Origin of the sequence: Niastella sp. OAS944 (assembly GCA_024809215.1) — a bacterium.
In the GTDB taxonomy this organism is placed as follows: Bacteria; Bacteroidota; Bacteroidia; order Chitinophagales; family Chitinophagaceae; genus Niastella.
Window position 1 is genome coordinate 384,970 of the sequence record JANUBW010000009.1, and the last position, 23,528, is coordinate 408,497.

Genomic DNA, 23,528 nt, shown 5'->3' on the forward strand with positions numbered 1-23,528 from the left:
TGTCTTATAATAAAACCAATCACATTAACTGTTTCGCAAAATCCTTAAACATCTATGTTCCTGAAAAATCATGCTCAGGCGTCTTTGACCCGAACGATGTCGAAGGCTAATGGGTTCGTATCCAAAATTGCAGTACTAATAAAGCTTAGTACTGTATTTCTACTTGCTTTATGTTTACAAGTGCAGGCCAGAACGCCAATGTACGAAGAGGTGAGCGGTGTTGTTCGCAACGCTGTCACCAAAGAGCCTATAGCCGGCGCTACTATTGCTGTTAGGGGTACCCTGAATGGTACACGTACCAATTCGAAGGGGGAGTTCACTATCAGAGGCATTGAAGTGGGCGCTGTGTTGATCTTTAGTTATGTTGGATTAGAAGATTATGAAATTAAAATAACAGATCCCAGTCAGCCGCTCAACATTATGATGGACGTTGCGCAGAAGGGCATGGATAATGTAGTAGTGGTTGGTTACGGTACCATGAAGAAGAGAGATCTTACCGGTTCTGTTGCCCGTTTATCAATTGACGATCTGCAGAAAGCACCAGTTCGTGCATTTGATGAAGCACTGGCCGGTCGCATTCCCGGTGTAATGGTAGCCTCTACCGAAGGTCAACCCGGTTCTGCCACCAATATCATCATTCGCGGTAATAACTCCATTACCCAGGAGAATTCACCATTGTATGTAATTGATGGATTTCCGATAGAAGCGCCTGATAACAATATTCTCAATCCTAATGATATTGAATCCATCGATGTATTGAAAGACGCATCGGCAACTGCCATCTACGGAGCCAGGGCTGCCAATGGCGTTATTATCATTACCACCAAAAAAGGCAAGGAAGGCCCGCCGGTGATAAGGTATAGCGGTTACTACGGTGTACAGAATAATTTGAAAACGGTTCCTGTTATGAACCCTTACGAGTTCGTAAAACTTCAACAGGAAGTGCCCAACGTTGGTGATCTGAACGCTACATTCCTGGCAAACGGTGTAACCCTCGACGATTATAAAAATGTTACGGGCATCGACTGGCAAAAACGCTTGTATCGCCAGGCGCCTATGCAGGACCACAGCTTGTCTATAGCCGGAGGTAGTAATAAAACAAAATACACCGTATCTGGTGAGATCTTCGATCAGGATGGTATAGTGATCAATTCAGCATTCAAACGTTACCAGGGCAAGATAGGCCTCGATCAAACGGTGAATGATAAATTAAAAGTAGGCGGATACGTTTTGTTTACCAATACTAAACGTTACGGAACGGCTCCTTCATCGATGTCAAGCTCATCGATGAATAACCTGCTGTACAGTGCATGGGGATACCGGCCTGTTTCGCCTATCAACTCAGCAAAGCAATTCAGTCCCGGTTACGAAGATGATCTGTATGATGATATGGTTAACCCAACTACAGATTACCGGTTAAACCCCGTTGTTATTGCGGAGAATGAATACCGTTTAAAGAATATCAATAATATTATTGCCAATGGCTACGCTGAATACAGCCTTTTAGATAAGCTGAAACTGCGTGTAACCGGCGGTATCAATAAAACCATACAACGTAACGATGAGTTCAATAATTCACGTACCCGTTCGGGTAACAACCCGGTGTATGGAATGAATGGCTCTGTGACGTATTACGAATTCAATAACTGGTTGAATGAAAACACCCTTACTTATAATGGGTACATAGCAAACGACCATAAAATTAACGCTGTTGCCGGTATTACCCTGCAGGAGAACCGTTACCAGTCACACGGAACAATGGCCAATCACCTGATCTATGAAGAACTCGGACTAAGCGGTTTGGGATTCGGTACGCCCCAGCCGGTATATCCCGTGAATACAAAATCAACGTTGGTTTCAGGGCTGGGAAGGATCAATTATTCTTATAAAGAGCGTTATTTGTTAACGGCTTCTTTCCGTGCCGACGGGAGCTCAAAATTCAGGGAACAAAATAAATGGAGTTACTTCCCATCGGGTGCGGTTGCCTGGCGTATAGGTACTGAGCCGTTCATGCAAAAGCTTTCCTTCCTGCATGATGCGAAAATACGGGCCAGCTGGGGTATCACCGGTAATAACCGGGTGCCAGAATACGGAACTTACAGCAAGGTTGATTTTCCGATCATAAACTATTATTCAATTAACAACTCATTTGCCCAGGGTGCTGTGCTGGCATCAATGGCAAATCCCGACCTCAAATGGGAGAATACAGAACAAACCGACGTAGGGTTGGACCTTGCATTTTTAAAGAACAAGATCCAGCTTACTGTTGATTATTATAAGAAGGTCACAAAAAGCCTGTTATTGAATGCTGACCTTCCGCCTACAACAGGTTATCCTTCGGTGTATAAGAACATCGGAAAAACCAGCAATGAAGGTATCGAGTTGAGCTTTTCTTCCGTGAATATCGATCAGGCTGATTTCAAATGGCGCACATCGTTCAATATCTCTTTCAATAGAAGTAAAACCCTGGCCCTGGCGCAACACCAGGAGAGCATTACCTCTTCATTGGCATGGGATCAATGGTATTCAAACATACCGCTGTATATAACCAAATTGGGCATGCCATTAGGACAGATCTACGGGTTTATCTGGGATGGTGTTTATCAATACGAAGATTTTGACAAGTTAGCCAATGGTGCTTATATCTTAAAGGATAACGTAGCTGCCAATGGAAATACACGTAATAAAATTCAACCGGGCGATATCAAATACCGTGATCTGAATGGGGATGGAGAAGTTGATGATTACGATCGTACGATCATTGGCCGTGGCTTCCCCATACATGTGGGTGGCTTAACCAATAACTTTGAATACAAAAATTTCGATCTGAACGTCTTCTTCCAATGGTCGTATGGAAACGATATTATTAATGCCAACCGGCTCATTTTCGAATCGGGAAATAAATCATATCTGAACCAGTATGCCAGCTTCCAGTCGCGCTGGACGCCTGAGAATACCAATACTACCATGCCCCGCGCCGGTGGTCAGGTTGGATATGCCTACTCAACCCGGGTTATTGAAGATGGTTCGTACCTGCGTTTGAAAACTATACAGCTGGGTTATACGCTTCCAGAGCACATTATGCAAAACGTGAGAATAAAAAGTTGCCGGTTTTACCTGGCTACCCAGAATTTGTATACCTGGACCAAATACAGTGGCAACGACCCTGAAGTGGCTATCGGTTACTCAGCGCTTACACCCGGTTTTGATTATTCGGCTTATCCAAGAGCAAGAACAGTTACTGTAGGTGTGAATTTGTCATTATAATATTTAGCTAATTAACTAACCATACTTATGAAACGCAACATTTTTTTACTGGCTTTGCTGATCGTTATGATAGCAGCAGGCGGTTGCAAAAAATTTCTGGAAGAAAATCCGACTTTCCTGGTAAAGGAAAATTATTATACAAATGACCGTGATGTTACCGCCGCATTAACCGGGGTTTATGATATTTTGTCATTGGAAACCATGTGGGGCGGTCAAATACCCATTCGTCACAATGCTACCACCGACGAGTCGTACTTCTCGTATCAGACGTTTCCTACCGGGCCATTCCGTAATAACCATGACCCCTCGGATGTTTATGTAGAAAACCTTTGGAAAAACCTGTATTCGGGTATTGAAAGAGCGAATACATTGTTGTCGAAGATCGACAGCACAAACATGGATGGTAACAGAAAAGCGGTAGTGAAAGGAGAAGCGCTTTTTTTACGTGCCTTTTATTACTTTACCCTGGTTCAATACTTCGGCGATGTGCCTTTAAAACTTACGCCTACCGAATCGATCCACGATATTGACATTGCCCGTACGCCAGCCAAACAGGTATATGAGAAGATCATAACAGATATGAAGAACGCGGAGTTGAGCGTGAATACAGCCAGTGCTATTAATAACAGCGGACAGATCTCTAAGTCAACTGTTCGCGGAATTCTTGCCAGGGTATACCTGACCATGGCAGGCGCGCCTTTATATGATACAGAAAAATTAAAAGATGCGCTTGAATATGCAAAAAAGGTGAAAGAATCGGGTGAGCATGTATTGAACCCCAGTTACAAACAGATCTTTATTAACGAATGCCAGGATATAGAAGATTATAAAGAATGTATTTGGGAAGCAGAATGTAATGGCGCCAATGAAGATGAGTTTCGTGAAGGCGGCCGTATAGGTAATGAGAATGGTGTTTTATGCCGCGCCAACAGTTTCTCAGTTGTTGGTTATGCTTATGGTTTTAATAGTACTACTTACAAACTCTTCAATTTGTACAGCCCGGCAGATGTGCGCAGAGACTGGGCTATATCTAATTATACCATGGATACTGCCGGGGTAAAAAAGGCAATAGCAGCCACCAATATTTACGGACGTAACTGTGCCAAGTGGCGTCGCGAATATGAATTGGTGTCTCCCAAAAACAAGAACTACACACCAACCAATTTTCCCATGTTGCGCTATGCAGATGTATTGTTGATGCATGCCGAAGCAGAAAACGAAGTAAATGGTGCTACAGCCTCAGCGCTCGAATCATTAAACCTGGTTCGTAAAAGAGCTGGTTTAACTGATACTACTATTGCCGACCAGGATGGCCTGCGCATTGAGATACGCAATGAAAGAGCCCGTGAGCTGTGTTTCGAAGGATTGCGCTTACGCGATCTGATGCGTTGGGGTAATTATGTTCAGACAATGCACGACGTAGCGGATGAGATCACAACTATGAAAGGCCCGGCTTATGCAGCAATAAATGCATCGAATGTAAGCCAGCGCCACTTGTTATATCCTATTCCTTTGGCGGAAATGTCGTTGAACAAATCAATGGTTCAAAACCCATATTGGTAATGGTGAGTAGTGAATGGTGAGTAAGCTCCCAATTTTTTTGGATTTCCGTGCAATAGCGAGATTCATGATTTCTCAGACTTTCGGAAATTCGGAAACCCACTCACCGCTCACCACTCACCGCTCATAGCTCACTTGCTTAAAATATTCTGTATGCAAAAATTACTCATCATAGCCATCATCATCCTGTTGGCGGCTGCCTGTACTAAAAAAGAGGTAGCGGACCCCACGTTTAGCGTTTCTGCCAATAAAGAAACCTATACGCTTGCCGATACTGTATTTTTCTCTTTCAGCGGTTCACCATGGTACCTTACGTTTTATTCCGGTGAACCCTATCATAAATATGAGAACCGATATCGTGTTACGGCAGATGGAACTCCGACATTTCAATTTACATCTACTGTAACAACGGGTACACAGGCAAATACCCTTCGTTTACTGGTGTCTTCAGATTTTAATGGAACGTATGATTCTGCCAGTATTTACCAGGCTACCTGGACAGACATCACTGACAGTGCAACGCTGGCAACCAATTCAACCAGTTTAGCGTCAGGCGCTATTGAACTAACACCGTTCATTAACAACGATCACCCGGTATACATCGCCTTTAAGTATATTGGTTACGCCAACTCTTCGCAAAGAAACTGGACTTTAAAAAACCTGACACTGGATAACGTACTACTGGATAGTACCAGTTACAATCTACTGGATATATCAGAGTCTGCTGCCGCCTTCAAACCGGTGATAATGAAAAATACAGCTGTAAAATGGACTGTTTCTACCTCGCAATTAAATTTTAAAGGAGGAACTACCGCTACAAGTCCTGAAGCAGAGGGTTGGGTCATTTCCAAACCGCTAAATCTGAGAAAGGTAATACCTGACTTTGGTGTTCCATTAAAGAACATGACCACCGTTATGGATTCCTACTATTACATTTATACCGCTCGCGGCAACTATACGGCCACGTTTGTAGCATCGAACCAAAGCCGGTATGATGGGAAGGAGGGAGTATATGAAGTGCCTGTAGGAGTTCAATAATTTAAAATAGCTGCCACATCATAAGAACCGTGGTATTGTATCATCATCAAACCCCATTATTTTTTCTAAAACACGTACCCAATGAGGAAGCACACGTTAGTTTCTCTTTCCCTTGCATTAATGTTTGCAACTGCATGCACCAGGCAGTTAAATGATTCTGTTAACATCGACAACCTGAACGAGAATGCATCAGAAAAAGCTGGTGAAGCCCTTCTGAATGCCGGTTCAAAACTTATCATTGCCGCCGATCAAAAGAACGAACGACTGGTTATGATTGACCTGAACCATGACAACAGGGAAACATGGGAATGGAAAGCTGCTGAAGATAAAGAAGTATTACCCGAGCACCTTCGCTGGTTTATTAACCTCGATGAAGCTAAACCTGTTTTTGATGGCAAATACCTTATGACTACCGCTTCAGGCGGTGGCGTTGCCCTGATCCATATTGCATCGAGAAAAACAGCATGGTATGGTTATGCAGGCGGCAATACGCACTCTGCAGAAGTACTGCCCGACGGTAACATTGTTACAGCTTCTACAGCCGGTAACGCGCTTACACTGTTCGTTACAGATCCAAAAGATACTGCCAACAAAACCGTTAAATACGATTTTCCTGATGTACACAATTGTGTATGGGATAAAAAACGCGAACTGTTGTGGGCTGCCGGTAAAAACAGGATCAGGGCTTACAAATACAATTACGATCGCCAAAACCCTGCACTCACTTTGTTCAAAACAGTTAACATGCCCCAGGGTAATGCCCACGACCTGTTCCCTGTTTATGGGTCTACCGATGAACTGTGGTTAAGTAACTCAAGCCACATTTACAAGTACAACATTACCACGAATAAATTTACAGAGTCAAAAACGAGCGGGGGTGCAACTATTGCAACTGTAAAATCTATTCAGAATGGTCCTGAAGGTTATGTGACATTTATGGACCAGGCCAATGGTTTAGGTGGTGAAAGCTGGAGAACCGATCGTCTTACTGATTTTGATGGTAACATCATATATCAAAATGATAATGTAGGTCTTTATAAAGCCCGTTATTTCCTCACGAACTCTTTCAGCTATCCCGACAAACACAAATTTCAACAGGTGTTTAATGGTAGAGGCGCTGGAAGTGAAGAAAAAGAAGAGGACAAAACTACAAGCGTAGAAGAAAATGACAGCCATATAAAATAGGTTTCCATTCTACATCAACGTTTAGTTTAAGATTAGGCGACCCTGCTAATAACGGGGTCGCTTTTTTTCGCCGCCAAAATAATAACGCCAGGCTGTTGCAGGCATTGGCACCTATATCTGCTGGTCATTTGGTTTTATATACCTCCAGTCTAGTGAAAACAGGTATTTTAACTTGTCGTATAAGTCCGATAGGTCGAAGGGCTTTTGCATGAGGAACGTTGCACCCAACTCTTTTGCTTCGTTAAGATGAAGCGGGTCGAGGTTGCCGGTAAAAATAATGATCGGCACCTGTGAATAAAGAGGAAGCTTTCGTATGCTGATCAATACCTCTTTGCCGCTGACCTTGGGCATACGCCAGTCGAGAAATATCATCTCAGCAATAGCATCTGCATTATCGGCTGCCATCCGGTCGAGTGCAGTGTTTGCGTTTTTCTCATAAATTAATTGAATGTCAGCATTACATTCATTAAGGGCAGAATTAAAAATTTCATATTCCTCATCGTCATCGTCGATAAGAAACACTTTTTTGGGAAAAGTCATATTTATCCGGTCTTGTTTTTGAAACAATACGGCCTAACCAAAGGAAGGAATCATTCGCATAGCGAAGATTGCTAAGATAAATATAGTAGTTTAAAAATGAGCAGATATTTTAAAAATATTATCCTGAAGGTGTTTCTATTATGTATCTGTTGATACATTGTCCCAATCCTGGTTTAAATAATTGATCAGCCAGTTTAGGGAATGCAAAAAAAGGTTGGTAAATGCAAGTGAGTTATGATGATTGGCTAATTAAGGAGCTCAATTCCTGGAAAATTACCTTTTAGTTTATCTAAGTCTTTTTTGATAAAGGATAAAAGCTCTTCGGCTAACTTCCACACTTCAGTACAACCTGCATCGGGGTAGTAGCCTGTACATTTATATGCATTCTTTGCGTTGTTTATGGCAACCTCGATAGAAATTGGATGAAAATCTGAATTAAAACCACCTTTGATGATTTTAGGCAAATGTGGTTTCCAATGATTACATTGACTAATATCTTCCAATGTGGGCATGGTAGACTTCGCATGAAAATAGAGCCAGACTTCAAAGCATGGGTTACTCTGTGCTACATTCCAATGATAATGCATATCACAGTTCTGCCGTATTTCTAATAACTGGTTACGCCACCTGTCTGTATCGATAACAAACCATATTCTGTCCTTTTTAGAGTCAATCTCTAATTCAGCTTCAACTTCCCTGGCTTTTTCAATTAGCCATTTGGGAGAACTGCCGGCGTCGCTTTCAATGGGTATTACTTTTACTCTTGAAGACAAGCCATCAAAAAACCTGAAGTATTGCGGCTCCCTGTTTTTCCCTTCACAAAATATTAGTAAGAAATAAGCATCCCTGAAAGGAGCCTTTTTCTTATAAGAGAACTTAATCGGTTTCGGCATACTTGTCCCAGTTTAAGTCTTTCAAATTACTTAAAAAAGGGATAGCGCCATATCTACCAGTTAAATATCCTTTTCGAATGTCAATGGTATGATGTTCTTTAAAATCACTTAAAGGAAATAAATCAGTGGCGCCCTGTTTGTTTTTCTCGGCAAACCATATTTCGTCGGGTCTGAATTGATCCTGATCAAGTAAATTCGATTCATGTGTTGAAAAAATCAATTGCCCCTTTGTTTTCGGATCGAGCGAAAACTTTTTAATCAATTCTTTTATAAGGAGGGGATGAATACTTCTTTCAATTTCATCAATAAAAAATACGGTATCAAAGTATAGTAAACTGAACAAAACAGGGATATAATCGAACAATCTTTTTGTTCCGTCCGACTCCTGCGATAATTCGAATTTAATTTTCCCCTTATCTTCCTTATGAAAGAAAGCTACTTTTTTAACTACAGCTTTATCGTTTTCAATGGTAAATACTGAATCTATTTTGTTTTCATCTATTATTTTCCATCGTCGGGAAGTTGCTTTCAATTGTGAACTAAATACATTAATTAGATGCTTATCATCCTGACCGAAATATTCTTCGGCCGGAATAGTTTCCAATGTTATGTTGTCAATTCCTGTATTGAAAGAACGCATTATTTCAACTGCAAAATCAAAAATAATTTTGCTGCTAAAAAGTAAACCAGTGGTACTTGATTTTGAATCAGGAAGTAGAGTCACAAGATCCTGTTCAAACCATTCTGCTGCCGTTCTGCAAAAATGAAAAACCGGGCTCTGCCTGTTTTTCATATAGAATAAAACAGGTTGGTTTCTTTGTAGCAACTCATTTTTTAAGAACGCAGGAAATAGGGCAGCTTCAGCGTTACTTAATATATCGTCATGAAAATAAATATCCAATGCACCTTGTTCAACTTTGTCTGTTCGCCTGAATATTACTTTATCTTCTTTTTTATCGAGACCGCTAATTAACAATTCTTCCTCAACAATAATTCCCTGGTTAATTGTTAAGCCGTAAAATAACGGATTTCCATTTTTGATAAATTCTACTCCCAGGTAAACATTATGCAAACGGCTATCCTCAACGAATTTGAATGTTTCGGTAATAAACTCAATTGGCATGGCGCCTTTGACAACAAAGTTTTTTAATAACTCGAGGGCTTGTATAAGTTTGCTTTTACCAGCTCCATTAGCACCATAAATGGCGTTGAGTTTTAAAAGCTCAAGATTTCCAGCTTTAAGTATATGATTAGAAAGGCGGTTCGATCTACCCGGAAGCATATTAAATTCAGTTAACTCGCCAAAAGAGAACAAGTTTTTTATTAGTAGTCGAACTAACATCGGTGAAAATTTCACCCAAATTACAATATATATTGTGAAAAATTCTATTATTCACCTGTTTTATTGTTATTCTGGTGAAAAAATAACGAAATATACATACAAATGCAGGTAATGGGCAGTGCCGTTCAATTTTGATACAGGCCGCTGTTCGGTTATGGCACATCGGAGAAATGCTTATCTGCTAACTTAATAATTACAGCAGCAGTCGATAACCAGCTCAATGCAGCGCAGGCGCCTGCTACCACGTCGGATAAGTAATGAACATGCAGGTAGATCCTGCTAATGCCTATGACGCAGGCATAAAAAAACAAGGCAATAGTAATAGCAAGCTTTGTGATAAAAGACCGTTTGGTTTTCCATATTATATAGGCAAGTATGCCACAAAGGGTGAAGGTTGCCTGGGTATGTCCGCTGGGAAAACTATAGCTGATCACATAATCTAAATGAACGAGCGATGGCCTTGGCCGCTGAAAAAATTGTTTTAATAAGTAGTTCAATAAAAAACTGGCGCTAACAATTATTACTAACTGTATAGTATGGCGTTTGTAATTGTTCCTCACAAAATAAAAAAGCACCAATAAATATATAGCGATCAGAAATACGTCTGAACCACCCCGTGTGACCACCAATGCAATGGCAGTATTTTCCGGCGAGGTCCATCGATGGAGATAATTAAAAGCAAGTGTGTCGAACAGGTCCTTTTTTTGAATAACAACTTCCCTGGCCAGCCATACAAACAGCGCGGCGGTAAATAAAGCTAAAGCGGCCAGAATGAGAACCTCCCATTGAATTAGCTTTTTGCGTTGTTTGTTTATTACCATATAGCCAGTTAATGTACTAACTTATGGGTAATTTAAGAAAACAAATAAAAAGGGGACTGCCCGGGCTTTTCGAACAGTCCCTCATTACATTATAGTTGTTTAAAAACCGTAAATGCCACCCGAAACGGAGAGCTTTTCACCTGTAACCCATGCTGCATCATCGGACGCAAGGAACACGGCTATTTTTGCAATATCTTCCGGCTGACCCATACGGCCAAGTGGCGTATTGGCCACTAATTTTGTTTCAAAATCGCTACCCATAACCCCTGAAGTATGTGTGCCTTCAGTTTCTGTTGAACCGGGCAGAATGGAGTTGATGCGGATCTTTTTTGCTCCCAGTTCTTTCGATAAAGAAATGGTAATTGCATCCAACGCAGCCTTTGTTGCTGAATACACCGACCCTGTGGCCATAGGCATATTGCTTGCAGCAGAGCTGATATTGATAATGTTTCCACCCTTATCTCCAAATTGTTTTACGGCTGCCTGAATGGTGAGCAAAGAACCCAATACGTTAATGTTGAATTGCGAATGAAAAGTTTCCTGCGATACCTGTTCAATTGGTTCATATAAATATATGCCCGCATTGTTTACCAAAATATCCAATGGGCCAAATGCTTTGTTTGTTTCTTCAAACAGTTTGATCACATCGGCTTCTTTCGACACGTCGCCATGCACCGAAATGGCGGTGCCGCCGTTATCGGTTATTGCTTTAACCACTTGCGCTGCACCCTCTTTACTTGATGCATAATTCACAACGACTTTTGCGCCCTCTGCTGCAAAATATTTAGCGATAGATGCTCCTATCCCTTTTGATGCTCCTGTAACTATTGCTACTTTGTTCTTTAGTTTGCTCATTTTTTCTTGTATTTAATTCCTGAACTCAAAGTTAGATCGGCATGGTCTATTTTGGTAACTTTGTAACAAAAAGTAACAGTAACCCAGAGGTAACCCGGTAACAAACAAGTAACAAAATGGAGTGTAATAAAATTGATAAAGATGAGCACAGAAAAGAAATGAAGGCTATCCAGGATTCAATGGACGTGCTGAGTGGAAAGTGGAAAATATCTATTATTTCATCTATTTGTCTTTACAACAAAAGAAGATTTTCCGACATTTTAAATGATGTGGTCGGTATCTCTAATAAGATGTTGAGCAAAGAACTCAGGGAATTGGAGACAAACAAATTGATCAAACGAACCGTTTTAGACACGCAGCCGGTAACCGTGCAGTATGAACTCACCGCACACGGTAAAACCTTGCAAACAATAATTAAAGATCTAACGGTCTGGGGAATTCAACATCGAAAAGAAATTATTGGGAAATAAGTTCTTTCTTTATAATGGTACCTTTGCGAAATGAGAAAGATCATATTGAATTTAGCCACTACATTAGATGGTTTTATTGAAGGCGCCAATGGTGAGTTAGACTGGTGTATACTGGAGGAGGATATGCATTTCGATAAGTTCCTGGAATCTATTGATACCATCTTCTATGGACGCGTGAGTTATGATCTATGGGGTAATTATCAGCCTGGTCCCTCGGCAACGGATATGGAAAAGCAACTCAGTTCAGCAATACAGTCTAAGCAAAAATTCGTTTTCTCCAGCCAGTCAAGGGTAGATGATAAAGCTACGTTTATTAGCGCCGATGTAGTAGCGCAGGTAAAAAAGATAAAGAACCAGCCAGGAAAAGATATCTGGCTTTATGGGGGCGCCAAACTGATCACTACGTTTATAGAAAACGGTTTGGTAGATGAATATATGATCTCTGTTCATCCTACCGCACTGGGTGCCGGCAAACCTTTGTTTGATATTTCTGCAAGATTGAACCTGGTATTGGCCGGAACAAAAGTATTTAAATCGGGCGTGGTGCAGCTGATCTATACCCCGGGCGTATAAACTTAACCGATGTACTGTTACATCGAAGGCCCGTATGGATTTTGTCCACCCAGTTTTTTTGTGACCATAACTCTTGCGCGGCTCAATGCTTCCCTGCTGGTAAAAAGATACCTGGCTATATTGGTCAATGAGATCTTTTGAATAATAGCCGGGCGGTGACGCAACAGAAAGCGGTAGCGCTCCAATGGGCTTTTAAGTGATAATATATACTGATGCTCTGCCTGCTCTTCCATAATATTCTGGTATACCTGCAGGTTTACATGTAATATACTGCTATGCAGGTCGTACAAAGGCTGTACTTTATTAATATTAAATCTTAAAATTACCGCATCTTCCAATGCCGTGATGTTAAGATACGAAGGCTTATTACTATTAAAACTTAAGCAATTAGTAAGAAAGTCATCTCTAAAACCAAACTTCAGGATCTTCTCACCTCCATCGTCACCGGTAAAATTATATTTGAACTGGCCCGATAAAACAAAAGCTGCATACCGCGCTACTTTTCCAACGCGCAAAAAATGCTCACCTTTTCTAATATGCCGAACAGTAGCCAGCTGATCGAGCAAATGCCACTCGACCTCAGATACCTGGGGATACTTTTTTATCAGTCTTTGATAATACGATGGTAATGACATATTGATTTATATTCTCGGTTTAGTTAGCAACACTTTCGTTTAAATATTGTTGTAATGCAATGTTAAACTCGGTTGGTTTTTCCATCATTGGCGCATGACCGCATTCATTCAGTACCACTAATTTAGTATAAGGGATCATACTGGCAAATTCGTGGGCAACATGAATAGGGGTGATCCTGTCTTCCTTTCCCCAAATTAACAGGGTGGGTGCAGTTATATTGGGTAAAATATCTGCAACGTAATGGCGCTGGGTTGATTTTGCAACCCGTAAAACACCCAGGCATTTTTGAGAATTGGTTGTAATACTTAGTACCTGTGAAACCAGCGTTTCGGTTACAACAGCCGGGTCGTGAAATGTATATTCAATTCTTTCTTTAATATATGCAGTTGTGCTTCTTTTAGGATAGCTGCCCATATTTGTATTTTCATAAAGCCCGGAGCTACCCGTTAAGATCAGGTTTTTGACATTATGACCATTACGGGCGGTATATAAAATAGCAACGTGGCCACCCAGCGAATTACCGATCAATACAATGTTTTTCAGATTATTGGCTGCTATATATTCTTCAAGATATTCTACCAGAAAATACAGCGGGTCGGTTTTGGGTGTTTCGTATATTGGCAAAGAAGGAACATATACATTGTAAACGGAACTAAACTGTTCAACAACACTATCCCAATTGCTAAGTTGTCCAAAAAGGCCATGAAGCAAAATCATATTTTGTTTCATATTATAATTTTCATTCAAAAATAGCTGCTACAGCTTTTGGCACTCGTGACTACAATCACAATCGCTATACGGGTGTTTCAATAAAATTATTATCTTTGTACCTCATGACACGCCCATCATCATATTATCTTCTGCCGATCATTGCTGCCTGACGCAGGCCCTAAAGCAATTACGCTTTTACACTCACAGGTTACCTGCGTTTGAAAGGTCCTAATTAATTTATTGTTACCGAAAGAATTATTATTATCATGTCGACATTACAGTCGTACGGATGGAATGATCATTTTATGCATCATTTCGAAACACACGCTTTGCAGCACCTGGAAGCAGCCCGGGTACTGTCGATCCAGGGATTCAAACATGTATTGATCACCGGAACAGGAATTATAGAAGCCCAGGTGGCGGGCGCCCTCATCAATAGCCGCGAACCGGAAGCTTATCCCAAGGTTGGCGATTGGGTGTTGGTGAAATGCTACGAAGAAGAAGGCATTATCATCGATACACTGCCACGCATCAACGAACTTAGCCGTAAGGCGCCGGGTACTACAAACACCCGGCAGGTACTTGCTGCCAATATTGATGCGGCGTTTATTGTACAGGGTCTCGATCGCGACTTTAACCTTATGCGCCTGCAACGCTACCTGCAACAAATTGTGCAGTGTAATATACAGCCCATCGTTATTCTTAATAAGGCCGACCTGGTAGCTGATGCGGAAACATACCGGCAACAGGTACTGGAGTTGGGGTATAATTGTGCGGTAGTGCTCACCAGCGCGATAGACCCCACGCAACAAATTGAGTGGACCAGCCAATACCTTCTGCCACAGCATACCTATATTCTGTTAGGCTCTTCAGGAGTAGGTAAAAGCACCCTGCTTAATAGTCTGCTTGGTTATACGCTGCAACAGGAAGGGGCCACCAGCAGCGCCAACAGCAAGGGCAAACATACTACCACCGCGCGGCATCTCGTACTGTTGCCTAATGGCAGCATGATCATCGATGCGCCCGGAATGCGCGAGTTTGGTGTTACCGGAGAGGGTGGGGGTGAGGGAAACTTTCATCCGCTTATAGAAGAATTAGCGCCGCAATGCCGGTTTAGTGATTGTACCCATCAGCACGAACCCGGTTGCGCCATCATAGCAGCTGTAAACAATGGTACATTGCCCGAGATCGTATACCGTAGTTACCTGAAGTTACTACGCGAGCAATCCCATTATCAATCCAATGAAGCCGATAAGCGGCGAAAAGAACGACAGTTCACTAAAATGGCGAAACAGGTATTCAAACACCGAAAAGACAGGAAGTATTGATGTTAAAAATAAAAACTGAGCACCCGCTCAGTTTTTTTATTTTACCTTGTTGAAGTAAAATAATTGGATGTAATGGATATCAAAGATATACTGGACAATATCTATCCACTTTCGCCCGAGGCGCTGGGTAAATTACAAAGTATAGCAGAAGAACGGCGCTATCCCAAGTGCCATATGTTAATTCGGGCCGGACGTATTGAAGACTACGTATACTTTATCAAAACCGGAATTGCGCGTGCATTTTCAGAAATGCGTGAACAAAATGTAACATTTTGGTTTGGGCAGGAGGGCGATGCTATGGTGTCCATGCGCAGTTATGTTGACGGGAAACCAGGTTACGAGAATATAGAATTGCTGGAAGATTGTGAACTGTATCAAATAAACGCCGCAGGTTTACAGGCATTATTTCAGCAGGATATTTGCATTGCAAACTGGGGCCGTAAATTCGCCGAAAAGGAGATCATAAAAACCGAAAACAGGCTCATCAAACTTCAAATTGGCAGCGCCAGCGAACGATATAAAGAACTTATACAGGAAAACCCAACCTTGCTTCAACGGGTTCCACTTGGGTATATTGCCTCCTATTTGGGCATCTCAGCGGTTAGCCTTAGCCGCATAAGAGCTGAAAAAGGATAATTATTTAACATTTGTAAAGTGCACCCATTACTGCCTGGTATAATTTTGCCGAAAATTAAAAAGAAGATGAACTGGATCATTTTAATAATTGGCGGGTTATTCGAGGTAGGTTTTACATTCAGTTTAGGGAAGGCAAAAGCATCAACCGGCAATACTGCCTATTTATGGTATAGCATCTTTGTAATTTGCCTTATAACAAGTATTTATATGCTTATGAAAGCCACCGAAACATTGCCGCTCGGCACTGCCTATGCGGTATGGACGGGAATTGGCGCTATGGGTACCGTGCTGCTTGGAATTGTTGTGTTTCAGGAGCCCGCCACACTATTGCGTGTTTTTTTTATAGCCACGCTTATTGGTTCCATAATTGGGTTAAAAGCCGTATCGCCTCATTAAATACGATTAAATTAATTTTGCAGAAAGGTTGATTTTGTCAACCTTTTTTTATTTATTTTTGTTTGAATGGTTGAAAAAGTCAACTAATTTGAACATCATGGCAACAATACTCTTATCTGACATTCAGATCAGAAATACCTTATTACCAGGCGATCTTGGATATATAGCTTATTTACATGGTGACCTTTATTCTAAGGAATGTGGTTACGGTCTCCTCTTTGAAACCTATGTATTGGATGGCCTGAAAGATTTTGCCCGGGAGTACGATGATTCCAGGGATAAAATTTGGATCTGCGAACATAAGGGCAAGATCATTGGCTGCCTGGTGGCCCAGCATAGAGGAGATCAGGTTCAATTGCGATACTTTATCTTTCTTCCCGAATACCGGGGAATAGGCCTGGGCAAGTATCTTATGCAGGAGTTTGTGCAATTTATGCAGGAAAAAGGTTTTTCACACGCTTATTTGTGGACTACCAACGAGCAACATGCGGCTATTGCTTTATATAGCCGGTTCGGGTTTCTTTTAAACGAAGAAAAACCATCAAACAGCTTTGGTAAACCTATTGTAGAACGACGTTACGACCTTACTAAATCACTCTAATGTTTACCTCTATGAAGAGCAAACAACGCACTATAGAAGAAATAAGGGCCTTTAATCGCTATTATACCGGTTTAATCGGTTTACTGAACGATCATTTGCTCGATAGTGAATATTCACTGGCAGAAGTGCGCATTCTTTATGAGATCAATACGCATCAACCTGTGAGCGCTTCTCAGATAATGTCGGAAATGGGTATCGACAAAGGGTACCTGAGCAGGGTGCTGAAACAGCTTGAGAAAAATGGGCTGATCTCAAAACAGGTGTCGGATGAAGATGCCCGTGTAGCCCTGGTGTCATTGACAGCTAAAGGAGAAACATTATTTAGCAAGCTGAATGCGGCAAGTGACCAACAGATAGAAGCGCTGATAACCAATCTCTCAAGGGATGAGCAACGGACCCTGATAGAGCATATGCATGCAATAAAGGTATTGTTAACGGTTAAAACCTCATGACCGCCCTATCTCAATGTTTATGCGTTGATTGCGTTGACGGCTTTTTAAAAAGATTTGTTACAATTAAAAAATACATTTCATCAGGATAATTTCTCTTTGAATATTTCTACTACTTTTGCGCAGTAAAATACAGGGTTTTTAAAGTACTAATCAATTATGTGTAAAGATCAGGCGATAATTTTACTGGTTGATGACGATGTGGATGATCAGGAACTTTTAACCGAAGAGATCAATAAACTCGAACCTGCCATCCTTGTAAAACGCTTCAACAATGGCATGCAGGTAATGGAGTATTTGTTCAAAAAGGATGATGAAATTCCCTGTCTTATTATCCTCGACTATAATATGCCGATTGTAAATGGTCTTGAGGTGCTGCAAAAACTGGCGCATATGCCGCATTTACGAAATGTGCCCAAAATTGTGTGGAGCACTTCCAATTCTTCCCTTTATCAGAATAAATGTCTTCAAACCGGCGCCTTAAAATATATTGTAAAGGCCAATGACCTGGGCGGCCTTAAAAAGATCGCAACGGAAATGGTTGAAGCTTGTTGCGGGGCCAATTAGAAGATGAGTCGCCCTGCATTGGCGACCCACCTTTTGATATGTTGTTTTTATTCCTCCGGTGTATTCTTCAACATGGTGAGCAGGGTATAAGCGTTCGACATTACCATTTTCTTGCTTGCAGGCAATTCAGAAGTAATGGCTGTGGACCCTTTCGACGCACCACCTACAGTTACTGGTAGTAAGCTAAACTTAAGCGGAGCTTCCTGTATAAAAACGTATTGTTTGTTCTGCCACGAAACAACGGCCTCGTTTGGTACCGTTTTGCCATATTGATTGGCTACATTGATCTCAGCGGTAATAAATGAACCGGGCAGCAGGCGGGGCGAGGCGGGGTCCATATGACAATGTACTTCAATAGCCCGGGTTTCATTAAAGGCCGGTGCAATGTATTCTATTGTTGCCGTTCCCTTTTTGGTTTGTCCCTGGTTACTGACATAGCTTATTTTTTGACCGATCTTAAGTGATGCCGCATTGCCCTCAAATACGGTTAAAGATATATGTGGTTTCGATGGATCGATGATCTCGAACAGCACATCGGTAGGGGCTACATATTTGCCGGGGTTAACATTCACCCGGCTTATATAACCATTCACCGGCGAATAGATATTAATGGTTCTTGTTAAGCTTTGGGCTGTAAGCGTTTCGGGATTTATGTTTATAAGCCTGAGTTTTTCTGCCAATGCGGTTGTGGTAACCTGCTGGGTTTCCAAATCGGCTTTTGCCTGCTGAAAAGTACGTATACTGCTCGATTGGGTTTTGCTCAACTCCTGTTGCCGTTCGTAATCTGATTGCAGAAATGCCAGCTTGCTTTTACTTAACAGATAGTCCTGCTGTAATTGAATAAAAGACGCATCTTCCACTGTTGCCAGTACGCTTCCTTTAGTAACATGTTGCCCATGTACCAGCGATGTTCTTTTTAAGTAACCGCCCAGGGGGAAACTGATGGTATGCAGGTTTTCCGGCGGTGCTTCGATGGTGCCATTCACTTTTAGTAATTCATTTACCGATCCATTGCTAACATCGCCAACGGTAATGCCCGCGGCTTTGTATTGTTGTTCGGTTATTTCAATTACCTCTGTAGTCGGTTGCGGTTCAGTAGCAGCGGCCTCACTTTTGGGTTCATTCTTTTTTGTCTCCTGACCCTGAGAACTGCAGGCTGCATAAAAAAATGACAGTGATGTTATGATGATAAGTATGTTCTTCATTGTTAAATCGCTTTTATATTCCTCCTAATAAATTGTGCCGGTAAGGTTTTCGATCTCGATGGCAGATTCATTGTATTGATCGATGATTGAATAATATTGACTTTTGGTTTCAATGGCCTGATTTATCAGTAGTACCCATTCCAGGTAATTGATATCGCCGCTTTGTAGTTTGTTGTTGGCGGTTTGCATAATGGTTGCTGCATTGGGAAGAAGGGTTTGGTGATAGTCGCCAATTAACTTCTGATTGTACAGATATGTTTTTTGAGCATTGCTCAATGCCGTACCCAGTCCTTTGCCAACTGCTTCCTTTTCCAGCTCCTGCTGGGTGATGGAGAGGCGGGAGGCCTTGATGCGCGCCTGTTGCGACCCACGGAATATAGGTAATTCAATTCCGATCATGCCCGACTGAAACCTGTCGCTACGCGTAAAGTATTTGTCGCCCGAAGCGGTGGTTTGCCAACCTGAAAACGATGCATTGGCATAACCGAGGCCTAAAGAAGGCAGTAAGCGGCTTTTCTCCAATTGCAACGTGGCTTTCTTTTGCGTGATGATAGCATTCTGTATTTGCAGCGATGGATTGGCGCCAGGTATAGAGTCGTAAACATACAGGTCTGTGCGGAGCTGGTATTGCATACTATCGGCTTTAGGTACCAGCAGTTCCTTTGTGTTGGTAAGATATCGAAGCCGTTCTAAATAAATTTGCTCATCTCTTTGTAGCATTTGTAATTGTGACCCGATCTGAAGTCGCTGGTTTTGTGTGGTGGCTGTTTCCAGGGCATCAGTTTGTCCCAGTCGCAACCTGTTACTGGCTTTTTGTAAGGCTGCTTCGTATATACTATCTGCCTGTAGCAGCGCCTGCTGCCGCTGTTTCATAACCAGCAGTGCATAGAACAAACGTTTTATTTCGGTTTGAATGTGCAGTTTGGTAACCGCGGTCTGGCTTTTACTAATATCAAAATTGGCGGCATTAACGCGCTTTTGATTTTTGTAAACAGAGGGGAACTGAACAGATTGATTAACCGTAAAACGGTTATCAATATAAGTACTGTTCAGTTTCCCATGTTCATAGTTAAAACCTGTTGCAGGAAGGTCATAGGATGATTTGATCAAAGCGGAGTAATAGTTCTCATTCATCTCCGATGCACGCAGCTGCAAGTTCTGTTGGCCGGCCAATTGTAAAAATTCCTGCAAAGTTGCCGGGCGCTGCGCTACCGAAGCGGTACCGGATACAAGCAAAAGCATTGCTGCTACAGCTGTTTTTTTGCCTGGTTTAAAATAGGTAAAACCTTTTTCAAAAATGATGTATAACACGGGTAATACAAATAAGGTAAGTAATGTAGAAACGATCAATCCGCCTATAACCACAGTGGCTAATGGTTTTTGTACGGCGCCGCCTGCGCCGGTGCTTATAGCCATGGGAATAAAACCCAGTGATGGCACCAGGGCTGTCATTAGCAATGCCCGTAGTTTTGATTTTGTAGCGTGCACAACAATTCGTTTAATGTCGTGCCAGCCCTCTTTCTTCAGCCGGTTAAATTCCGATACCAGCAAAATGCCATTTAAAACAGCCACGCCAAATAAGGCAATAAATCCTACGCCGGCAGAAATACTGAATGGCATATCCCTGATCCATAGGGCGAAAATGCCGCCCATGGCCGAAAGCGGAATGGCCGTATAGATCAATAAACCCTGCTTCACTGAGTTGAACGCAAAGTATAGCAACAGAAATATCATAAGTAATGCAATGGGAACAACGATCGCCAACCGGGCTTTAGCGGCATTCATGTTTTCAAATGAACCACCATACACAAGTGTATAGTCGGGCGGCAGATTCAGCTGGGCGGCCACTTTTTGTTGCAACTCGGTAACGATAGATTGTACGTCGCGGCCATTTACATTGAAGCCAATAACAATTCGCCGGCGGGTGTTTTCGCGTTGTATTTGATTTACCCCGGTTACCTCGCTTATGTCTGCCAGCTGTGAAACCGGTATTTGTGTTCCGGCTGGTGTAGGCACCAGCATGTTTTGTACATCTTCAATTGTTTTTCGGCCTTCATCGCTTACACGCACTACCAGGTCGAATTTTCTTTCACCTTCAAATACCTGGCCGGCGCTTTGCCCCGCAAACGCCGCATTGATGATGCGGTTGATCTCTTCTACGTTTAGTCCGTAGCGTGAAATAGCATCGCGGTTGTATTTGATAACGATCTGCGGCATGCCGGTCACTGTTTCTTCATACACATCTATAGCGCCGGGAACGGTATTGATGATGTTGTGCAGCCGGGCTGCATAGGCAGCCAGCGAATCGAGGTTCTCACCAAATATTTTACACACCACATCCTGCCGGGCGCCGGTCATTAATTCGTTAAAACGCATTTGCACGGGGAACTGAAAGCCAACGGTAATGCCTGGTACGGCGCCTAGTTTTTCAGTCATTTTTTCAGAAAGTTCTGGGAAGCTTTTTGCTGAGGTCCACTCGTCTTTCTTTTTTAAAATAACCATCATATCACCGGCTTCAAATGGCATGGGATCGGTTGGAATTTCGGCACTGCCTATTTTAGTAACTACTTTTTCTACTTCAGGAAAACTGTCGAGGAGTATTTTGGAAGCCTGTTGTGTGAACTTGATCGTGTTTTTTAAGTTACTTCCCGTTAATAACCTTGTTTCTACCGCAAAATCACCTTCTTCAATAGTTGGAATAAATTCTCCGCCCATTTTCGATAAGATGAGAACTGCTATCATAAACAACCCGATAGTTATTGCGATCACCGTTTTGGGGAGATAAAGCACACGGCCAAGCGCAGGCTGATATTTTCGTTCCAGCCACACGGTCATTTTATCGGCCAGGGTAGGTTTATGGCGCAGTTTCTTATTCAGTAACAATGCATTCATCATTGGCACATAGGTAATGGAAAGCAGGAATGCACCTAAAATGGCAAAGGCAATAGTAAGTGCCATTGGTTTGAACATCTTTCCTTCTATACCTTGCAGTGAAAGAATGGGCAGGTAAACAATGAGGATGATGATCTGGCTGAACACGGCGGAATTAATGGTGTTACCGGTAGCATGGGTAACTTCCTCATCCATTTGTTGGCTGTTGATGCTTGCCAGTGATCTGAACTTTTTTGAATGGGAGAAACGGTGCAGGATGGCTTCTACAACAATTACGGAACCGTCCACGATAAGACCAAAATCTATAGCGCCCAAACTCATAATGTTGCCGCCTACACCAAACTGGTTCATAAGTATAATGGCAAACAGCATGGATAAGGGAATAACTGATGATACAATCAAACCCGCCCGCAGGTTGCCAAGGAAAAATACAAGCACCAATACAACTATAAGCGCACCTTCCATCAGGTTGTGCTCTACGGTTTCAATGGCGTTGTTCACCATTTTGGTACGATCGAGAAATGGTTCTATTACAACGCCTTTGGGTAATGCTTTTTGTATTTCAGCGATCTTTTCTTTTACCCGCGCCACTACTACACTTGAGTTCTCACCTTTCAGCATTAGCACTACTGCTCCGGCCACCTCACCCTTATCGTTATAGGTCATAGCGCCGTAGCGAATGGCTGAACCATAACGAACTTCGGCAACATCGCGAATAAGCAGTGGCATGCCATTGCCCACCGTTTTTACCACTATCTTACCAATATCTTCCAGCGAGGTAGTAAGGCCTTCGCTTCTGATATATAATACTGTTGGGCCTTTTTCTATATAGGCGCCACCGGTATTCTGATTGTTTTTTTCAAGTGCAGTAAATACATCGCCAATGGAAATGCTATAGGCTTTTAATTTTTCGGGTCTTACCCCTATTTCATATTGTTTAAGATTACCGCCAAAACTCGATACTTCGGCAACACCGGGGGTACCCATTAGTTGTCTTCTTACCACCCAGTCTTGCAGTGTCCTTAATTCCATGGCGTCATACTTCTGTTCGTACCCTTTTTCGGGGCGGATCACGTACTGGAATATCTCGCCCAAACCTGTTGATACCGGAGCCAGTTCGGGCGCTCCAATACCTTCGGGTATATCGCGTTGTACCTGTTGTAGCCTTTCTGCCACTTGTTGGCGGGCCCAGTAAAGATCAGTTTCATCGGTGAATACGATGGTTACCAACGACAGTCCGAACCGGGAAAAACTTCTTATCTGTTTTAAACCGGAGATATTGCTGCAGCTCTGTTCAATAGGGAAGGTGATGAGGCGTTCAACATCCGGCGCACCAAGCGAGGGAGAAACGGTGAGCACCTGCACCTGGTTATCGGTAATATCGGGTACCGCATCAATGGGTAAACGGGTTACTTCGAAACAGCCCCAAATGGTGAGGGCTATTACAAATAAACCGATAATGAGTTTATTACGTACAGAGAAGCTGATTATTTTGTTCAGCATAAGATTTACAAACAGGTTGCATTATGCATAGGCTTGGCCTAAACAACATGTGCAAACCTT

At 42.2% G+C, this 23,528-nt stretch carries 21 protein-coding genes; 12 read left to right on the top strand and 9 right to left on the bottom strand.

The genetic code is table 11. From position 1 onward, the window contains the following. Positions 1-54 precede the first annotated feature (54 nt). The 4 genes from GGD38_RS29785 (at position 55) to GGD38_RS29800 (ending at position 7,050) form a co-directional block, all read left to right on the top strand. Positions 55-3,267, top strand: a complete 3,213-nt coding sequence (locus GGD38_RS29785; protein WP_375302605.1) for a SusC/RagA family TonB-linked outer membrane protein — start codon at positions 55-57, stop codon at positions 3,265-3,267. A 27-nt stretch (positions 3,268-3,294) separates the two neighbouring features. Further along, complete coding sequence (locus tag GGD38_RS29790) at positions 3,295-4,830, top strand: RagB/SusD family nutrient uptake outer membrane protein (protein ID WP_375302604.1); 1,536 nt, start codon at positions 3,295-3,297, stop codon at positions 4,828-4,830. A gap of 150 nt (positions 4,831-4,980) precedes the next feature. After that, on the top strand, positions 4,981-5,865 hold the full coding sequence (locus tag GGD38_RS29795) for a DUF5017 domain-containing protein (protein WP_375302603.1): 885 nt from the start codon (positions 4,981-4,983) through the stop codon (positions 5,863-5,865). Positions 5,866-5,946: 81 nt separating this feature from the next. After that, positions 5,947-7,050 (top strand): DUF6528 family protein, encoded by a 1,104-nt coding sequence (locus GGD38_RS29800; protein WP_375302602.1) that lies wholly within the window; start codon positions 5,947-5,949, stop codon positions 7,048-7,050. 111 nt (positions 7,051-7,161) lie between these two features. Here GGD38_RS29800 and GGD38_RS29805 read toward each other — a convergent pair whose 3' ends face one another. From GGD38_RS29805 to GGD38_RS29825, 5 genes are all read right to left on the bottom strand, one after another. Next, a complete protein-coding gene (locus GGD38_RS29805; RefSeq protein WP_375302601.1) occupies positions 7,162-7,590 on the bottom strand; it encodes a response regulator in 429 nt (142 codons plus the stop codon). Between the two features lie 245 nt (positions 7,591-7,835). Further along, the gene (locus tag GGD38_RS29810) at positions 7,836-8,483 is read right to left on the bottom strand and encodes an RloB family protein (RefSeq protein WP_375302600.1); all 648 of its coding nucleotides are present in this window, start codon (positions 8,481-8,483) and stop codon (positions 7,836-7,838) included. Next, a complete protein-coding gene (locus GGD38_RS29815; protein WP_375302599.1) occupies positions 8,467-9,825 on the bottom strand; it encodes an ATP/GTP-binding protein in 1,359 nt (452 codons plus the stop codon). The genes GGD38_RS29810 and GGD38_RS29815 overlap by 17 nt, the downstream gene beginning before the upstream one ends. A gap of 152 nt (positions 9,826-9,977) precedes the next feature. Beyond that, complete coding sequence (locus tag GGD38_RS29820; RefSeq protein WP_375302598.1) at positions 9,978-10,646, bottom strand: phosphatase PAP2 family protein; 669 nt, start codon at positions 10,644-10,646, stop codon at positions 9,978-9,980. Positions 10,647-10,745: 99 nt separating this feature from the next. Further along, the gene (locus GGD38_RS29825; RefSeq protein WP_375302597.1) at positions 10,746-11,501 is read right to left on the bottom strand and encodes an SDR family NAD(P)-dependent oxidoreductase; all 756 of its coding nucleotides are present in this window, start codon (positions 11,499-11,501) and stop codon (positions 10,746-10,748) included. Between the two features lie 116 nt (positions 11,502-11,617). On the opposite strand from GGD38_RS29825, the gene GGD38_RS29830 reads away from it, so the two are divergent. Both GGD38_RS29830 and GGD38_RS29835 read left to right on the top strand, forming a co-directional pair. Next, positions 11,618-11,971 carry a winged helix-turn-helix transcriptional regulator gene (locus GGD38_RS29830; RefSeq protein ID WP_375302596.1) on the top strand — a complete coding sequence of 118 codons (354 nt, stop codon included), beginning with the start codon at positions 11,618-11,620 and terminating at the stop codon, positions 11,969-11,971. A 30-nt stretch (positions 11,972-12,001) separates the two neighbouring features. Next, positions 12,002-12,544, top strand: a complete 543-nt coding sequence (locus GGD38_RS29835) for a dihydrofolate reductase family protein (RefSeq protein ID WP_375302595.1) — start codon at positions 12,002-12,004, stop codon at positions 12,542-12,544. A gap of 17 nt (positions 12,545-12,561) precedes the next feature. Here the strand turns inward: GGD38_RS29835 and GGD38_RS29840 are convergent, their stop codons facing one another. Both GGD38_RS29840 and GGD38_RS29845 read right to left on the bottom strand, forming a co-directional pair. Continuing rightward, on the bottom strand, positions 12,562-13,179 hold the full coding sequence (locus GGD38_RS29840; protein ID WP_375302594.1) for a Crp/Fnr family transcriptional regulator: 618 nt from the start codon (positions 13,177-13,179) through the stop codon (positions 12,562-12,564). Positions 13,180-13,198: 19 nt separating this feature from the next. Further along, positions 13,199-13,909 (bottom strand): alpha/beta fold hydrolase, encoded by a 711-nt coding sequence (locus GGD38_RS29845; RefSeq protein ID WP_375302593.1) that lies wholly within the window; start codon positions 13,907-13,909, stop codon positions 13,199-13,201. Positions 13,910-14,157: 248 nt separating this feature from the next. Here GGD38_RS29845 and rsgA point away from each other — a divergent pair, with 248 nt between their 5' ends. The 6 genes from rsgA (at position 14,158) to GGD38_RS29875 (ending at position 17,868) form a co-directional block, all read left to right on the top strand. After that, entirely contained in the window at positions 14,158-15,219 is a 1,062-nt protein-coding gene (gene rsgA, locus GGD38_RS29850) for a ribosome small subunit-dependent GTPase A (RefSeq protein WP_375302592.1), read from the top strand. Positions 15,220-15,291: 72 nt separating this feature from the next. Further along, on the top strand, positions 15,292-15,855 hold the full coding sequence (locus tag GGD38_RS29855; RefSeq protein WP_375302591.1) for a Crp/Fnr family transcriptional regulator: 564 nt from the start codon (positions 15,292-15,294) through the stop codon (positions 15,853-15,855). A 66-nt stretch (positions 15,856-15,921) separates the two neighbouring features. After that, positions 15,922-16,251, top strand: a complete 330-nt coding sequence (locus tag GGD38_RS29860) for a DMT family transporter (protein ID WP_375302590.1) — start codon at positions 15,922-15,924, stop codon at positions 16,249-16,251. Between the two features lie 97 nt (positions 16,252-16,348). Further along, a complete protein-coding gene (locus GGD38_RS29865) occupies positions 16,349-16,852 on the top strand; it encodes a GNAT family N-acetyltransferase (RefSeq protein ID WP_375302589.1) in 504 nt (167 codons plus the stop codon). 11 nt (positions 16,853-16,863) lie between these two features. Continuing rightward, entirely contained in the window at positions 16,864-17,304 is a 441-nt protein-coding gene (locus GGD38_RS29870) for a MarR family winged helix-turn-helix transcriptional regulator (RefSeq protein ID WP_375302588.1), read from the top strand. A gap of 156 nt (positions 17,305-17,460) precedes the next feature. After that, entirely contained in the window at positions 17,461-17,868 is a 408-nt protein-coding gene (locus tag GGD38_RS29875; protein WP_375302587.1) for a response regulator, read from the top strand. Positions 17,869-17,915: 47 nt separating this feature from the next. Here the strand turns inward: GGD38_RS29875 and GGD38_RS29880 are convergent, their stop codons facing one another. Together GGD38_RS29880 and GGD38_RS29885 are read right to left on the bottom strand one after the other, a co-directional pair. Further along, a complete protein-coding gene (locus GGD38_RS29880; protein WP_375302586.1) occupies positions 17,916-19,073 on the bottom strand; it encodes an efflux RND transporter periplasmic adaptor subunit in 1,158 nt (385 codons plus the stop codon). A 24-nt stretch (positions 19,074-19,097) separates the two neighbouring features. Beyond that, positions 19,098-23,468, bottom strand: coding sequence for a CusA/CzcA family heavy metal efflux RND transporter (locus GGD38_RS29885; RefSeq protein ID WP_375302585.1), 4,371 nt, complete (start codon positions 23,466-23,468; stop codon positions 19,098-19,100). Positions 23,469-23,528: the final 60 nt, after the last annotated feature.